We start from the raw sequence: 15,015 nt of genomic DNA, 5'->3' as shown, positions 1-15,015 counted from the left end.
TTTAGTGAATTAACGTGATATTCATTAATTATCTGGACTCGCCCGGTGTGAATACATCGGGCTTTTTTTATGGCAAAAAAATGCCCGGACAAGCCGGGCAGAGGGAGAGTCAGTCGCGGGTGGGTTTTTCCGCTTTTCCGGCCATTTGCGCCAGGAAATCATACCGTTTTTGCAGATCGGCGGCGGCATCTTTCCACAACTGCTCGGCCACCTCTGGTTGTTGCGCGTTGAGGCGACGGAAGCGCTGTTCCTGCATTAACGTTTCGGCCAACGCATCGGAAGGCGGGCGTGAATCCAGCGCCAGAGGCAATTTACCTTCATCGGCGCGGCGTGGGTCGAACCGGTAGAGCGGCCAGAAGCCGGTTGCGGTCAGCTGGCGCATCTGATCGTGGCTGAGTGCCAGGTCGTAGCCATGCTCTTCACACGGGCTGTAGGCAATGATCAGCGACGGACCCGGGTAGGCTTCCGCTTCCTGAATGGCTTTCACCGTCTGGTTCAGCTGCGCGCCCAGCGAGATTTGCGCGACATACACGTGGCCGTACATCATCATGCTGACGCCGAGATCTTTACGCGCCTTGCGCTTGCCGTGTTCACCAAACTTAGTGACTGCGCCAAGCGGGGTAGCTTTTGACGCCTGGCCACCGGTGTTGGAATAGCACTGCGTATCCAGAACCAGAATGTTGACGTTTTCGGTAAGGCTTAACACGTGATCCAGCCCGCCAAAGCCGATGTCATACGCCCAGCCGTCACCGCCAATCAGCCAGATTGATTTTTCCACCAGCGCGTCAGCGTCGGCCAACAGCTGCCCGGCACCTTCCACGCCCTGCAGAGCGTTGCGCAGTTCCGCAACCTGCTCACGACGACGTTCTGGCGTTGCATCGGCGTGCAACGCCTCATTCAGCTCCGCCGGGATGTGGCCAGCAAACTGTTCCAGTAACCGCATCACGCGTGCGCGGTGCTGGTCAACGGTCAGACGGAAGCCCAGACCAAACTCGGCGTTATCCTCAAACAACGAGTTCGCCCATGCCGGACCGCGGCCATGGGCGTCGGTGGTGTACGGCGTGGAAGGCAGATTACCGCCATAGATTGATGAACAGCCCGTGGCGTTAGCGATCAACATTCTGTCGCCGTACAGTTGCGTGAGCAGCTTGATATACGGCGTTTCACCGCAGCCGGAGCAGGCGCCTGAATACTCGAACAGCGGAGTAATGAGCTGCGAGGTACGAATATCAATACGCTCCAGCGTGCTGCGGTCGATCTCCGGCAGGTTCAGGAAGAAGTCATAATTTACCTTCTCTTCTTCGACATGCTCGAGGCGCGACATCATATTGATGGCTTTGATGTCCGGATCCTGACGATCTTTCGCCGGACAGACCTCAACGCACAGATTACATCCGGTGCAGTCTTCCGGAGCGACCTGCAGAACATACTTCTGTCCGCGCATATCACGGGATTTCACATCAAGTGAATGCAGGCTGGCCGGGGCGTCTTCCATCGCTTCCGGGGAGACCACTTTGGCACGAATGGCCGAGTGCGGGCAGGCTGCTACGCAGTGGTTGCACTGGGTACACAGCTCCTCTTTCCAGATGGGGATTTCTTCGGCGATGTTGCGTTTTTCCCAGCGCGTGGTGCCCATCGGCCAGGTGCCATCCGGCGGCAGCGCGGAGACGGGAAGGGCATCACCCAGCCCGGCCAGCATGGCTGCCGTCACGGTTTTCACGAAATCCGGTGCCGCGTCAGAAACCACCGGTGGACGGTTCGGGCTGGATGGATCAACCGCTTGCAGCGGTACTTCAAATAAAGACTCGCGCGCCAGCGCCAGCGCCTGCCAGTTACGCTCGACCAGCTCCTGACCTTTACTGCTGTAGCTTTTGGCAATCGCCCCCTGCAGTTCCATTAGCGCGCTGTCTCCCGGCAGGATCTGCGTCAGGTGGAAGAAGGCCATTTGCATCACGGTGTTGATTCGCGCGGCAAGGCCACACTCGCGGGCAATTTTTGCAGCGTTAATGACGTAGAAGCGGGCTTTTTTCTGGTTCAGCACCGCCTGCACTTCCTGCGGCAGTCGCGACCAGACTTCATCCACGCTATATGGCGTATTGAGCAGGAAAATACCGCCCGGTTTCAGGCGCTCTGCCATCTGGTACTTATCGATGAACTGCAGCTGGTGACAGCCCACAAAATCAGCCTGCGAGATAAGGTACGCCGAGCGGATAGGGTGCTCGCTGACGCGCAGGTGGGAAACGGTCAGCCCGCCTGCTTTTTTGGAGTCGTAGACAAAATACCCCTGGGCATACCACGACGTGGAGTTCCCGATAATCTTAATGTTGTTCTTGGTCGCGGAGACGCTTCCGTCGCTGCCCAGTCCATAAAACAGCGCCTCGAGTTTTGCGGTGGAAGGCAGCGTGTTTTCCGGCAGGGGCAGAGAGAGGTTGGTCACGTCATCATAAATACCGACGGTAAAGCGCGGTTTTGGTTTAGCCTCGCTCAGCTCATTAAACACCGCCAGCACACAGTCCGGGCCAAACTCTTTGGAGGACAACCCATAGCGACCCCCGATCACGCGCGGCAGTGTTTCGCGCTCACCGCAATTAAACGCTTCAGCCAGCGCGGACATGACGTCCAGATACAGAGGTTCTGCGTGGGCGCCAGGCTCTTTCGTGCGATCGAGCACCGCCACGGTGCGCGCGCTTTCCGGCAGGGCGGAGAGCAAATGTCGCGCGGAAAACGGTCGGTAGAGCCGCACTTTGAGCACGCCGATTTTTTCACCACGGGTCAGCAGTTCATCCACTACCTCTTCACAGGTGCCAATGGCTGACCCCATGAGCACAATGACCCGTTCCGCCTGCGGATGACCGTAGTATTCAAACGGTTTGTATTGACGTCCGGTGGCCGCGGCAAAATCATCCATCGCCTGCTCAACGTGATCATAAACGGCGTTGTACCACGGGTTCGTTGCTTCCCGGGACTGGAAATAGGTATCCGGGTTGGCCGATGTCCCGCGGATCACCGGGTGTTCCGGGTTCAGCGCACGGGCGCGATGCGCGTCGATATCCGCTTGCGGCAGAAGATTGAGGAGCGTGTCGTCTGCCAGCGGAACGATTTTATTGATTTCGTGAGAGGTACGAAAACCATCAAAGAAATGAATAAAGGGCACGCGACTCTTCAGCGTCGCCATATGCGAAATTAACGCGAAGTCCTGTGCTTCCTGAACGCTGCTGGCGCACAGCATGGCGCAACCGGTCTGGCGGACGGCCATCACGTCTGAGTGATCGCCAAAGATGGAGAGGGCGTGTGTCGCAACGGTTCGTGCGGCAACGTGAAGCACAAACGGGGTAAGTTGTCCTGCCAGTTTATAGAGCGTCGGGATCATCAACAATAATCCCTGCGACGACGTGAATGACGTCGACAAAGCACCGGTCTGCAGCGCCCCGTGGACGGTCGCGATAGCGCCAGCCTCAGACTGCATTTCCACGACTCTTGGGACGTCGCCCCAGACGTTTTTCAGTCCGTTGCCCGCCCAGGCATCGGCCTGTTCGGCCATCGTAGAACTTGGCGTAATTGGGTAGATGGCGATAACTTCACTGGTGCGAAACGCGACGGACGCGACTGCACCATTACCGTCAATAGTTTGCATAGGACAACACCCTTACATTGCGCAAAAAAAGGAGCCCGAAAAAAACACAACGGGCTTTGAATATTATTCCCTTAGTTTAGCAAAGGTCGGATTTTACGATTTTCGCTTTTGTGTCCTCGGTATTCTCGACATCAATGAGTAGATCAATCTTTTGGCGAAAAAATTGCGAGAAATTGTTTCAGGAGCGCATAAATACGCACTTTCGCTCTCGACGACACGGCATGTGATGCCTATTATGCATAGGTTTCGCATTATTAATGGGGGAGAGAGAGCATGCGTTCAGCATTTTGGGTCGGGTGTGCCGCGTTATTATTATCGGCATGCAGCAGTGAACCTGTTCAGCAGGCAACGGCGGCACACGTAACGCCGGGAATGAAAGCGGCGATGTCCAGCTCTGGACAAGCCAACTGCGCGATGATTGGCGGCTCGCTGTCTGTTGCCCGCCAGCTTGACGGCTCAGCTATCGGGATGTGCGCATTGCCAAACGGCAAACGCTGCAGTGAACAGTCGCTTGCCGTAGGATCCTGCGGAAACTACTGATTACTCCGCACGCTTAAACATTAGCGTTTTATCGGCTGTCGCCAGCGTTAACTGGTCTTCAGTCAGGTCGACCTGCGCCCCTTTGCGCAGCATGTCGCCAATGGCCTGATCCAGTTCGTTCAACTGTGGTTCGGTACAGAGCTTGCGCGTCATGGCGAGCGTTTTGACCTTGAGCTCACCTTCGGACAATTTCCCCTGTCCGTTAAACGTGTTACACATCACGCCGGAAACGCTAATGTTATTAACCAGACTGATATCAGACAGGGCTTTGAAGCTGATCTCTGGTTGCGTTGTCGTGGCCTTAACGGCTTTCCCGTCCACATTCTCCAGCACAAAACGGTGGCTCTTAAGTTGGTCCGGCTGAACGGAGGCTTTACCAGGATTAACGCACCCGGTGAGGACAAGACTGATAACACTTAACGCAATGAGCTTTTTCATTTTTCTTCTCAGACGATAGATACTGTGAATCTTTTTTTCAGTGTAACGATACTCTGCCGTGCGTTAATGGGGTTTATCTGAAAGTGCGGGCGGGTACCGGGCAACGTTGGCGTTGCCCGCAATACGATCAGTGCGACTTAAACCCTGCGGCCGTCATTAACATGCGAAAGAGCATACTGACCGCCGCCAGTGCCAGTACGCTGCCGCCCCAGATAATGGCCAGCCACATGACTCTTTTCCAGAAAGGTTGTTGCATCAGTGATAACCCTCTCCATGCTGTACTTTTCCGCGAAACACGTAGTAACTCCAGAAGGTGTAGACCAGAATCACGGGAATGATCAACAACGCGCCCACCAGCATAAAGCCCTGACTTTGTGTCGGAGCCGCCGCCTGCCAGAGCGTGATTGACGGGGGAATAATATGCGGCCAGATGCTGATCCCAAGTCCGCTAAAGCCGAGAAAAATCAGCCCTAACGTCAGGATAAACGGCAGATGATGGCTGTCGGGATTATTCAGGCAACGCCACTGATACAGGCTCAGGATCACCACCAGCACCGGCACGGGCAGCAGGAAGAAGAGATTCGGCAGGGTAAACCAGCGCGCGGCGATGGCCGGCTGCGCCAGTGGCGTCCAGAGGCTGATTGCTGCAATGAATACCAGAAGCAGGATCAGGAGCGTTCTGGATACCCGTCGCATTCGCTGTTGCAGCGCGTTTTCGCTTTTCATCACCAGCCATGTCGAGCCTAACAGCGCGTAGGCCACCACCAGACCTGCGCCGCAGAACAGGTTAAAAACGGTCAGCCAGTCGAACGGTCCGCCACTGTAGGCACGCCCGGTGACGCTAAAGCCGTTGATCACTGCGCCCACCGTCATGCCCTGGGTAAAGGTCGCCAGGATCGAACCGCCAATAAACGCTTTGTCCCAGAAAGGGCGGTGTGCCGGCGTGGCTTTAAAACGAAACTCAAATGCCACGCCCCGGAAAATAAGTCCGATCAGCATTAACGTCAGCGGAATAGTGAGGGCATCAATAATGACCGCATAGGCCAGCGGAAACGCGCCAAACAGCGCTGCACCGCCGAGCACCAGCCAGGTTTCATTGCCGTCCCAGACCGGCGCAACGCTGTTCACCATCACATCGCGATCGTCGGCATCAGGCGTAGCCGGGAACAGGATACCTATCCCCAGATCAAAACCATCCATCACGATATACATCAGCGTGGCAAAGACGATGATAACAAACCAGATAATGGAAAGATCGATACCCATTATGGTTGCTCCTTATGTTCAGTAGTAACGGCAGAAAGCGGGCGTGCGGGACGTCCATCGGACTCGGTGGCAAACGATTCATGAGGCTGAGGTCCTTTTTTAATCAGGCGGACCATATAGCTGTAACCCACGCCAAATACGGAGGTGTAGACGACGAAGAAGGCCAGCAGACTCACGCTCATATGCAAGTCACCATGCGCAGAAACCGCATCCTTTGTTCGCTGAAGCCCGTAGACGACCCACGGCTGGCGGCCCACTTCAGTAGTGACCCATCCGGCCAGGATGGCAATCAGCCCAGTGGGGCCCATCAGGAGGGCAAACCACAGGAAGGGACGCGAAGCGTACACGCGCTTTTTATAACGTAACCAGAGTGCCGTCACCCCAAGCAGCAGCATCAGCATGCCTAAGCCCGCCATAATGCGGAATGACCAGAAGACGATGGTGGAATTTGGCCGGTCTTCCTTTGGAAATTCTTTCAGTGCCGGAACCTGTTTGTCGAGGCTGTGCGTCAGAATAAGGCTGCCAAGCGCCGGGATCTCCAGCCCGAAGCGGGTGCGCTCCTGTTCCATATCCGGCCAGCCAAACAGCAGCAGCGGAGTGGATTCACCCGGTGGGTTCTCCCAGTGGCCTTCAATGGCTGCTATTTTGGCGGGCTGGTGCTTCAGGGTGTTCAACCCGTGCATATCACCCACCATCGCCTGAAGGGGGGCCACAATCAGGGTCATCCACAGCGCCATGGAAAACATCGCGCGGATAGCGGGGGTGTTGTTTCCGCGCAGCAAATGCCAGGCTGCGGATGCGCCGACAAACAGGGCGCTACTCAGGAAGGCCGCTATCGACATATGCAGCAGGCGATACGGGAAGGAGGGGTTAAACACCACGGCAAACCAGTCTACCGGCACTACCTGTCCGTTGACGATTTCAAAGCCCTGTGGCGTCTGCATCCAGCTGTTTGATGAGAGGATCCAGAAGGTTGAGATAACGGTCCCCAGCGCCACCATGCAGGTTGCAAAGAAATGCAGACCCGGCCCGACTTTATTCCAGCCGAACAGCATAACGCCGAGGAATCCTGCCTCGAGGAAGAAGGCAGTAAGCACTTCGTAGGTCAGGAGCGGGCCGGTAATACTGCCGGCAAATTGTGAAAACCCACTCCAGTTGGTCCCAAACTGGTAGGCCATGACCAGCCCGGAGACCACGCCCATACCGAAGTTAACGGCAAAAATCTTCGACCAGAAATGGTACAGCGAACGCCAGACCGGGTTTTTGGTTTTCAGCCACAGGCCTTCTAGCACAGCGAGATAACTCGCCAGACCGATGGTGATTGCCGGGAAAATAATGTGGAAGGATACGGTAAAGGCAAACTGTATCCGTGCAAGATGAAAAGCATCTAAACCAAACATGCACAACCTCAATGTCAAACGGTGTGCTGTTATGGTATAGGGGCGAAATAACGAGTATCAGACGCAGAAAAGCGAAATTTACCTATAACAGTTCATGAAAACATCACGCTTTGCACATCTGATATAGCTTGCATGAAAGAATAAAAAAATTATTTTTATGAAATTTATGCATTAAACAGCTTGCCTTGTTATCAACAACATGCGTTAATGGCCCTCTGGGTTTGAGTCCAAATAAACATCTGACGTAGTTTTATAAAGCAGTTCTCATCACGTTGTGCCTCTCCGCAGCCTCTCTTGGGTCTTTTTCTACACTCCGATTAGTTTTTGTTTCAAACCACTATCGCCTGAAGGGCCCATTAAGCAATTAACGTTTTTACGTTTACAGGAGAATCCTATGACTTCTTATATCCATTTCCGCTGCCCATGCTGCCATGGTTCGCAGTACCGTACCTCAGCTTTTGATGTGTCTGAGAAAAACCCGTTCGGTGCAAAATGCATTTTTTGCAAATCGTCGATGATTACCCTCGATCATCTGGCCGCTGCCCGTCACGCTCAGCGTAACGTCACCGAACTGCGTAAGTAATGCATCTGGCTAACTATAACAGTTAGCAAAATCTTCTCTTTTTCTCCTGCTGATATACACTGTCGGTCATAAGGAGAATCTGATGAAAAAATACCAGCGTCTGGCGCAACAAATTATCTCGCAGATCGAGCTTGGCGTATGGTTGCCGGGCGATAAGCTGCCTTCTCTGCGAGAGCAGGTCGCGAGCAGCGGCATGAGTTTTATGACCGTGGGCCACGCGTATCAGATGCTGGAAAGCCAGGGGCGTATCGTCGCCAGGCCGCAGTCGGGCTATTACGTTGCCTCGCGCCCGACCGCCCAACAACCTGCGCCGCCTGCCCAGGTGATGCGGGACGAAGTGGTAGATATCAACACCTATATCTTCGACGTATTACAGGCCAGCCGCGACCCGTCGGTTGTTCCTTTCGCTTCTGCTTTCCCCGACCCCCGGCTTTTCCCGTTGCAGCAACTTAACCGTTCGCTGGCCAATGTCAGTAAAACCGCCACAGCAATGAGCGTGATTGAAAACCTGCCTCCGGGTAACGTTGACCTTCGCCACGCCATTGCCCGCCGCTATGCGCAGCAGGGAATGAATATCTCGCCGGATGAGATTGTCATAACCGCAGGCGCACTCGAAGCCCTGAATCTTAGCCTGCAGGCCGTTACCGAGCCTGGTGACTGGGTGATTGTCGAAAACCCCTGTTTCTATGGTGCACTGCAGGCGCTGGAACGCCTGAAACTCAAAGCGCTGTCGGTGGCGACGGACGTCCGCGAAGGGATCGATCTGAATGCGCTTGAGCAGGCGCTCAATGAGTATCCTGTCAAAGCCTGCTGGCTCATGACCAACAGTCAAAATCCCCTCGGCTTCACGCTCAGCGCAGAGAAAAAAGCGCACCTGGTCTCGCTTCTCGCCAGGCACAACGTCACCCTGATCGAAGATGATGTCTACAGCGAACTCTATTTTGGCCGGGAGAAACCCCTGCCAGCGAAAGCCTGGGATCGTGACGATATGACGCTGCACTGCTCGTCCTTCTCGAAATGTCTGGTGGCGGGGTTTCGCATCGGCTGGGTGGCGGCAGGTAAACATGCGCGACGCATTCAGCAGCTACAGCTGATGAGCACCTTATCGACCAGTTCACCCATGCAGCTGGCGCTGGTGGATTATCTGGCGACAAAACGCTATGACGCCCATCTTCGCCGCCTGCGCCGCACGCTGGCCGAACGCAAACAGCAGGCGTGGCAGTCGCTTTTGCGCCACATGCCGGCAGGCGTCAAAATTCATCACAACGACAGCGGCTATTTTTTGTGGCTGGAACTCCCGGCGCAGCTGGATGCCGGGCTGCTGAGTGAGAAAGCGCTAATGCACCACATCAGTATTGCCCCCGGTAAGATGTTTTCGACCTCTGACGCCTGGACACCATTCTTCCGGTTTAATACCTCCTGGGCGTGGGGGGAGCGGGAAGAACAGGCTGTGATTCAGTTAGGGAAATTAATTAGCAGCATGCTCGAATAATAATCTCCGCACCTTTCTAAAATAATCATTCCTTATCCTGATGGCGGTACGGCGAATATTCCGCAGTACCGCATCATAGGAAATCTGCATACAGCCTCTCAACGCTAACTCCTTGTCTATAATCCAGTTAACGGGGAATGCGCCCTCGGTCACACCTTGATGAAATTTCTTTAAGCCGCACGGTGCGGCGCATTTGCGCGGTCTACGTTTAATAAGGGAGATATTTTTACGGCACGGCTGCCGCTAAATTTCATTGCGACAGGAGTAATTCTTATGAGCAAAAAATTTGCCCGCAGCAGCCTGTGCGCGCTCGGCATGACCCTCATGACAGCGCACGCCGCAGAGCCACCGAAGGCTATCGGCGACGGGGAAGGACGACTGGATATTATTGCCTGGCCCGGGTACATCGAACGGGGACAAACCGATAAAAATTATGACTGGGTCACCCAGTTCGAAAAAGAGACCGGCTGCGCGGTGAACGTTAAAACCGCGGCCACCTCGGATGAAATGGTTAGCCTGATGGCGAAAGGCGGATACGATCTGGTCACTGCCTCGGGGGATGCCTCACTGCGCCTGATCATGGGGAAACGCGTTCAGCCGATTAACCCCGACCTTATCCCAAACTGGAAAACCCTCGACCCGCGGATCGTCAAAGGTGAATGGTTTAACGTCGGCGGCAATGTCTACGGCACGCCGTATCAGTGGGGGCCAAACCTGCTGATGTACAACAGCAAAACGTTCCCGACGCCGCCGGACAGCTGGAGCGTCGTCTTTACGAAACAGGATTTACCTGACGGTAAAACCAATCAGGGCCGCGTGCAGGCCTATGATGGCCCGATTTACATCGCCGATGCGGCGCTGTTTGTCAAAGCCACACAGCCGCAGCTGGGTATCACCGACCCGTACCAGCTAACAGAAAAACAGTATGCCGCCGTACTGAAGGTATTGCGTGACCAGCATGCGCTGATCCACCGCTACTGGCATGACACCACCGTTCAGATGAGCGACTTTAAAAATGAAGGCGTAGTGGCCTCCAGCGCCTGGCCCTATCAGGCCAATGCCCTGAAAGCGGAGAACCAGCCTGTTGCCACTGTTTTCCCGAAAGAAGGGGTAACCGGCTGGGCGGACACCACCATGCTGCACGCGCAGGCCAAGCACCCGATGTGCGCCTACAAATGGATGAACTGGTCGCTGACGCCTAAAGTGCAGGGCGATCTGGCGGCCTGGTTTGGCTCGCTGCCCGTAGTGCCGGAAGGGTGTAAAGCCAGCACATTGCTCGGCGATAAAGGCTGCGAAACGAACGGCTACAACTATTTCGACAAAATCATGTTCTGGAAAACCCCGATTGCAGAAGGCGGCAAATTCGTTCCTTACAGCCGCTGGACACAGGATTACATCGCCATCATGGGCGGCCGTTAATCGCAGGAGCAGAACATGACGTACGCAGTAGAGTTTAATGACGTTTCCCGTCTGTACGGTGACGTGCGGGCGGTGGATGGGGTCACCATTGCTATTCATGACGGAGAGTTTTTCTCCATGCTGGGGCCTTCGGGCTCCGGCAAAACTACCTGCCTGCGTCTGATAGCCGGTTTTGAGCAGCTGTCAGGCGGCGCAATCAAAATCTTCGGTAAAGAGGCGAGCGCACTTCCCCCATGGGAACGTGATGTGAATACCGTGTTCCAGGATTATGCGTTGTTCCCGCATATGTCGATCCTCGATAACGTCGCGTACGGACTCATGGTCAAAGGTATCGACAAGAAAACGCGGCATGCGCAGGCGCGTCAAGCGCTGGAAAAAGTGGGGCTAAGCTTTGCTGTCACGCGTAAGCCTTCGCAGCTTTCCGGCGGGCAACGTCAACGTGTCGCCATCGCGCGGGCGCTGGTCAATGAACCCCGGGTATTGCTGCTGGATGAACCGCTCGGCGCGCTCGATCTTAAACTGCGTGAGCAGATGCAGTTCGAGCTGAAAAAGCTGCAGCAGGAGCTCGGCATCACCTTTATTTTCGTCACTCACGATCAGGGGGAAGCCCTGTCGATGTCTGACCGGGTCGCGGTTTTCAATAATGGCCGCATTGAGCAAGTGGACACCCCGCGCGATCTCTATATGCGTCCAGGAACGCCCTTCGTGGCGAGCTTTGTCGGGACCTCGAACGTGTTTGACGCCGGTATGGCACACAACGTGTGCGGGATGGAAGGCATCTATTCTTTACGACCGGAACATATTCGCCTCAATGAGAGCGGTGAGGTTCAGGTTGAGGGCGTGGTGCAGGCAGTACAGTATCAGGGGGCGGCAACGCGTCTTGAGCTAAAACTCGCTGACGGTGCAAAACTGCTGGTCAGCCAGGCCAATTTTAGCGATGCCGCAACGCTGGGCGGCGTGACGCCGGGACAGGCGGTGATGGCGTCGTGGTCACGTGATGCCATGGTTCGCCTGCAAGAGGAGAGGTGACATGAACACGCGTGTCGCGCCGCCTCCCGCCCACCGTAGCCGCATGAGCCGCCTTACCGCACTGTTCTGGCGTAAGCCATCGCTTGGGCTGTTCCTGCTGCTGCTCGCGCCGCTAATGTGGTTTGGCATCGTTTATCTGGGATCGCTTCTCACGCTTTTATGGCAAGGGTTTTATACCTTTGACGATTTCACCATGGCGGTCACGCCGGAACTGACGTTTGCCAATATCCTGGCGCTTTTTAATCCGGCAAACTATGACATCATCCTGCGTACGCTGATGATGGCCATTGCGGTGACCATCGCCAGCGCTATCCTCGCGTTTCCGATGGCCTGGTACATGGCACGTTACACCCGCGGCAAGTGGAAGGCGTTCTTCTATATTGCCGTGATGCTGCCAATGTGGGCCAGCTATATTGTTAAAGCCTATGCCTGGACGCTGCTGCTGGCGAAAGACGGGGTGGCGCAGTGGTTTCTGAGCCACCTGGGGCTGGAGCCGATCCTGACCGCGATCCTTACGCTACCGGCCATTGGCGGAAACACGCTTTCCACCTCCGGGCTGGGGCGTTTTCTGGTGTTCGTCTATATCTGGCTGCCGTTTATGATCCTGCCGGTACAGGCGGCGCTGGAGCGGCTGCCCGCGTCGTTACTGCAGGCTTCAGCCGATCTCGGCGCGCGACCACGCCAGACTTTTCGTTACGTCGTTTTGCCGCTGGCAATCCCGGGCATTGCCGCAGGGTCAATCTTCACTTTTTCCCTGACGCTGGGCGATTTCATTGTTCCACAGCTGGTGGGGCCGCCGGGGTACTTTATTGGCAATATGGTCTATTCCCAGCAGGGCGCTATCGGCAATATGCCCATGGCCGCGGCCTTCACCCTGGTACCAATTGTCCTCATCTCGCTTTATCTGGCGTTCGTGAAACGTCTGGGAGCATTCGATGCACTCTGAACGCGCACCGTTGTTCCTGAAAGTGGCAGCCTGGGGAGGCGTTATCTTCCTTCATTTCCCGCTGCTGATTATTGCGACCTACGCCTTCAACACCGAAGACGCCGCGTTCAGTTTTCCGCCGCAGGGGTTGACCTTGAAGTGGTTCACCGTGGCAGCAGGGCGTGGCGACATCATTGAATCAGTGACGTTGTCACTTCAAATCGCTGCGCTGTCAACGGCTATCGCGCTGGTGCTTGGCACGCTTGCTGCAGCGGCGCTGTGGCGAAGCGCGTTTTTTGGCAAAAATGCGATCTCGCTGTTGCTGCTGTTGCCGATTGCGTTACCGGGGATTATCACCGGTCTGGCGCTGTTGACGGCATTTAAAACCATTGACCTTGAGCCGGGTTTTTTCACCATCGTGGTCGGTCACGCCACGTTCTGCGTGGTGGTGGTGTTTAACAACGTGATTGCCCGTTTCAGACGCACCTCCTGGAGTCTGGTCGAGGCGTCAATGGATCTGGGGGCCGACGGCTGGCAAACCTTCCGTTACGTGGTCCTGCCGAATCTCGGTTCGGCGTTGCTGGCCGGGGGGATGCTGGCGTTTGCACTCTCGTTTGACGAAATCATCGTCACAACATTTACCGCGGGACACGAGCGCACGTTACCGCTGTGGTTGCTTAATCAGCTCGGGCGTCCGCGCGACGTGCCGGTCACCAACGTCGTTGCACTGCTGGTGATGCTGGTCACAACCCTACCCATTCTGGGAGCCTGGTGGCTAACCCGCGACGGCGAAAACAGTGCCGGAAGCGGGAAATAACATTGATTTCAACAGGACAATGCTATGCAAACACAACTGCTGATAAATGGTGAACTGGTCGCCGGGGACGGGGAAAAACAGCCGGTCTATAACCCTGCCACCGGAGAGGTACTTCGGGAGATTGCTGAAGCGTCAGCAGCGCAGGTCGACGCGGCGGTTCAGGCCGCCGATCGCGCATTCATTGAATGGGGACAAACCACGCCTAAAACGCGTGCCGAGTGTCTGCTGAAGCTGGCTGACGTGATTGAAGCCCACGGCGAAGAATTTGCCCGTCTCGAATCGCTCAATTGCGGTAAGCCGCTGCACTGTGCGTTGGGAGATGAAATTCCGGCTGTGGTCGACGTTTTCCGCTTCTTTGCCGGCGCCGCCCGCTGCCTGAACGGGCTGGCCGCCGGCGAATATCTTGACGGTCACACATCGATGATACGCCGCGATCCGGTGGGCGTGGTCGCCTCCATTGCGCCATGGAACTATCCGCTGATGATGGCGGCATGGAAGCTGGCACCCGCGCTGGCCGCGGGTAACTGTGTGGTGATCAAACCTTCGGAGATTACCCCACTGACGGCCCTCAAGCTGGCGGAACTGGCGAAAGACATCTTCCCGGCAGGCGTTCTGAACGTTCTGTTTGGCCGCGGAAAAACGGTCGGCGATCCGCTGACCGGCCACGAAAAGGTGCGTATGGTGTCGCTCACCGGTTCTATTGCCACCGGCGAACATATTATTGGACACACGGCGTCCTCGATTAAACGCACCCATATGGAGCTGGGCGGCAAAGCCCCGGTTATCGTTTTCGACGACGCCGATCTTGATGCGGTTGTTGAAGGGGTACGTACTTTCGGTTTCTACAATGCGGGGCAGGATTGTACGGCAGCCTGTCGTATTTATGCGCAGAAAGGCGTTTATGCCGCGCTGGTGGAAAAACTGGGTGCCGCGGTGGCGAGCCTGAAGATGGGTGCGCCGGAGGAGGAAACCACCGAGCTGGGTCCGCTCAGTTCCGAAGCCCATCTTTCACGCGTCTGTAAGGCGGTTGATGAGGCTAAAGCCCTGAGCCATATTCGCGTGGTGACCGGCGGCAGCAAAAAAGAGGGGGCAGGCTACTATTTCCAGCCAACCCTTCTGGCAGGGGCAAAACAGGACGATGCTATCGTTCAGCGTGAAGTGTTTGGCCCGGTTGTAAGTGTCACCGAGTTTGATGACGAAGCGCAGGTGCTGGCATGGGCGAACGATTCGCAGTACGGCCTGGCGTCATCGGTCTGGACCCGCGATGTAGGGCGTGCCCACCGGATGAGCGCGCGTCTGCAGTACGGCTGCACCTGGGTTAATACCCATTTTATGCTGGTGAGCGAAATGCCGCACGGCGGGATGAAGTTATCCGGCTACGGCAAAGATATGTCGGTGTACGGCCTTGAAGATTATACCGTTGTCCGCCACGTGATGATAAAGCACTAAGCCCCCATGCCCGGTCGCATTCA

13 protein-coding genes are annotated in these 15,015 nt (G+C 55.8%); 8 read left to right on the top strand and 5 right to left on the bottom strand.

Features of this window, described 5'->3' with window-relative positions:
• Positions 1–109: 109 nt before the first annotated feature.
• On the bottom strand, positions 110–3,634 hold the full coding sequence (gene nifJ, locus QRN24_RS05050; RefSeq protein ID WP_284942431.1) for a pyruvate:ferredoxin (flavodoxin) oxidoreductase: 3,525 nt from the start codon (positions 3,632–3,634) through the stop codon (positions 110–112).
• A gap of 273 nt (positions 3,635–3,907) precedes the next feature.
• Between nifJ and QRN24_RS05045 the strand changes: the two genes are divergently transcribed.
• Positions 3,908–4,174 carry a putative hemolysin gene (locus QRN24_RS05045; protein ID WP_014170276.1) on the top strand — a complete coding sequence of 89 codons (267 nt, stop codon included), beginning with the start codon at positions 3,908–3,910 and terminating at the stop codon, positions 4,172–4,174.
• On the opposite strand, the gene hslJ is transcribed toward QRN24_RS05045, so the two are convergent.
• The 4 genes from hslJ to QRN24_RS05025 all read right to left on the bottom strand — a co-directional run bounded on the left by hslJ (position 4,175) and on the right by QRN24_RS05025 (position 7,278).
• Entirely contained in the window at positions 4,175–4,612 is a 438-nt protein-coding gene (gene hslJ, locus QRN24_RS05040) for a heat shock protein HslJ (RefSeq protein ID WP_014170275.1), read from the bottom strand. It abuts the gene before it with no gap.
• A 127-nt stretch (positions 4,613–4,739) separates the two neighbouring features.
• Positions 4,740–4,868 carry a DUF2474 domain-containing protein gene (locus tag QRN24_RS05035; RefSeq protein WP_014170274.1) on the bottom strand — a complete coding sequence of 43 codons (129 nt, stop codon included), beginning with the start codon at positions 4,866–4,868 and terminating at the stop codon, positions 4,740–4,742.
• The gene (cydB, locus tag QRN24_RS05030) at positions 4,868–5,878 is read right to left on the bottom strand and encodes a cytochrome d ubiquinol oxidase subunit II (RefSeq protein WP_108648208.1); all 1,011 of its coding nucleotides are present in this window, start codon (positions 5,876–5,878) and stop codon (positions 4,868–4,870) included. Before cydB ends, QRN24_RS05035 begins: the two co-directional genes overlap by 1 nt.
• Positions 5,878–7,278 carry a cytochrome ubiquinol oxidase subunit I gene (locus tag QRN24_RS05025; protein WP_284942430.1) on the bottom strand — a complete coding sequence of 467 codons (1,401 nt, stop codon included), beginning with the start codon at positions 7,276–7,278 and terminating at the stop codon, positions 5,878–5,880. The genes cydB and QRN24_RS05025 overlap by 1 nt, the downstream gene beginning before the upstream one ends.
• A 394-nt stretch (positions 7,279–7,672) precedes the next feature.
• Between QRN24_RS05025 and ymcF the strand changes: the two genes are divergently transcribed.
• The 7 genes from ymcF to patD all read left to right on the top strand — a co-directional run bounded on the left by ymcF (position 7,673) and on the right by patD (position 14,992).
• Entirely contained in the window at positions 7,673–7,861 is a 189-nt protein-coding gene (gene ymcF / locus QRN24_RS05020; RefSeq protein WP_020884014.1) for a cold shock small protein YmcF, read from the top strand.
• Positions 7,862–7,943: 82 nt separating this feature from the next.
• Complete coding sequence (locus QRN24_RS05015) at positions 7,944–9,353, top strand: aminotransferase-like domain-containing protein (RefSeq protein ID WP_044866726.1); 1,410 nt, start codon at positions 7,944–7,946, stop codon at positions 9,351–9,353.
• 273 nt (positions 9,354–9,626) lie between these two features.
• Positions 9,627–10,772: a putative ABC transporter substrate-binding protein YdcS gene (gene ydcS, locus QRN24_RS05010; RefSeq protein WP_044866723.1), complete on the top strand. Its 1,146-nt coding sequence runs from the start codon at positions 9,627–9,629 to the stop codon at positions 10,770–10,772.
• 15 nt (positions 10,773–10,787) lie between these two features.
• The gene (locus tag QRN24_RS05005) at positions 10,788–11,801 is read left to right on the top strand and encodes an ABC transporter ATP-binding protein (protein WP_044859298.1); all 1,014 of its coding nucleotides are present in this window, start codon (positions 10,788–10,790) and stop codon (positions 11,799–11,801) included.
• A 43-nt stretch (positions 11,802–11,844) separates the two neighbouring features.
• Entirely contained in the window at positions 11,845–12,747 is a 903-nt protein-coding gene (locus QRN24_RS05000) for an ABC transporter permease (RefSeq protein ID WP_108648610.1), read from the top strand.
• The gene (locus tag QRN24_RS04995; RefSeq protein ID WP_032680927.1) at positions 12,737–13,543 is read left to right on the top strand and encodes an ABC transporter permease; all 807 of its coding nucleotides are present in this window, start codon (positions 12,737–12,739) and stop codon (positions 13,541–13,543) included. Before QRN24_RS05000 ends, QRN24_RS04995 begins: the two co-directional genes overlap by 11 nt.
• 24 nt (positions 13,544–13,567) lie before the next feature.
• A complete protein-coding gene (patD, locus tag QRN24_RS04990; protein WP_044857707.1) occupies positions 13,568–14,992 on the top strand; it encodes an aminobutyraldehyde dehydrogenase in 1,425 nt (474 codons plus the stop codon).
• Positions 14,993–15,015: the final 23 nt, after the last annotated feature.

Origin of the sequence: Enterobacter sp. MEB024, assembly GCF_030209635.1 — a bacterium.
GTDB classification, from domain to species: domain Bacteria; phylum Pseudomonadota; class Gammaproteobacteria; order Enterobacterales; family Enterobacteriaceae; genus Enterobacter; species Enterobacter ludwigii.
This window is presented reverse-complemented; position numbering and strand designations above follow the sequence as displayed.

Bases quoted from the DNA above. Each gene is read 5' to 3' on its own strand.
- QRN24_RS05035 (WP_014170274.1), bottom strand. From the start codon at position 4,868: ATGCAACAACCTTTCTGGAAAAGAGTCATGTGGCTGGCCATTATCTGG.
- nifJ (WP_284942431.1), bottom strand. From the start codon at position 3,634: ATGCAAACTATTGACGGTAATGGTGCAGTCGCGTCCGTCGCGTTTCGC.
- QRN24_RS05015 (WP_044866726.1), top strand. From the start codon at position 7,944: ATGAAAAAATACCAGCGTCTGGCGCAACAAATTATCTCGCAGATCGAG.
- ydcS (WP_044866723.1), top strand. From the start codon at position 9,627: ATGAGCAAAAAATTTGCCCGCAGCAGCCTGTGCGCGCTCGGCATGACC.
- QRN24_RS05025 (WP_284942430.1), bottom strand. From the start codon at position 7,278: ATGTTTGGTTTAGATGCTTTTCATCTTGCACGGATACAGTTTGCCTTT.
- QRN24_RS05000 (WP_108648610.1), top strand. From the start codon at position 11,845: ATGAGCCGCCTTACCGCACTGTTCTGGCGTAAGCCATCGCTTGGGCTG.
- QRN24_RS05005 (WP_044859298.1), top strand. From the start codon at position 10,788: ATGACGTACGCAGTAGAGTTTAATGACGTTTCCCGTCTGTACGGTGAC.
- patD (WP_044857707.1), top strand. From the start codon at position 13,568: ATGCAAACACAACTGCTGATAAATGGTGAACTGGTCGCCGGGGACGGG.
- cydB (WP_108648208.1), bottom strand. From the start codon at position 5,878: ATGGGTATCGATCTTTCCATTATCTGGTTTGTTATCATCGTCTTTGCC.
- ymcF (WP_020884014.1), top strand. From the start codon at position 7,673: ATGACTTCTTATATCCATTTCCGCTGCCCATGCTGCCATGGTTCGCAG.
- QRN24_RS04995 (WP_032680927.1), top strand. From the start codon at position 12,737: ATGCACTCTGAACGCGCACCGTTGTTCCTGAAAGTGGCAGCCTGGGGA.
- hslJ (WP_014170275.1), bottom strand. From the start codon at position 4,612: ATGAAAAAGCTCATTGCGTTAAGTGTTATCAGTCTTGTCCTCACCGGG.
- QRN24_RS05045 (WP_014170276.1), top strand. From the start codon at position 3,908: ATGCGTTCAGCATTTTGGGTCGGGTGTGCCGCGTTATTATTATCGGCA.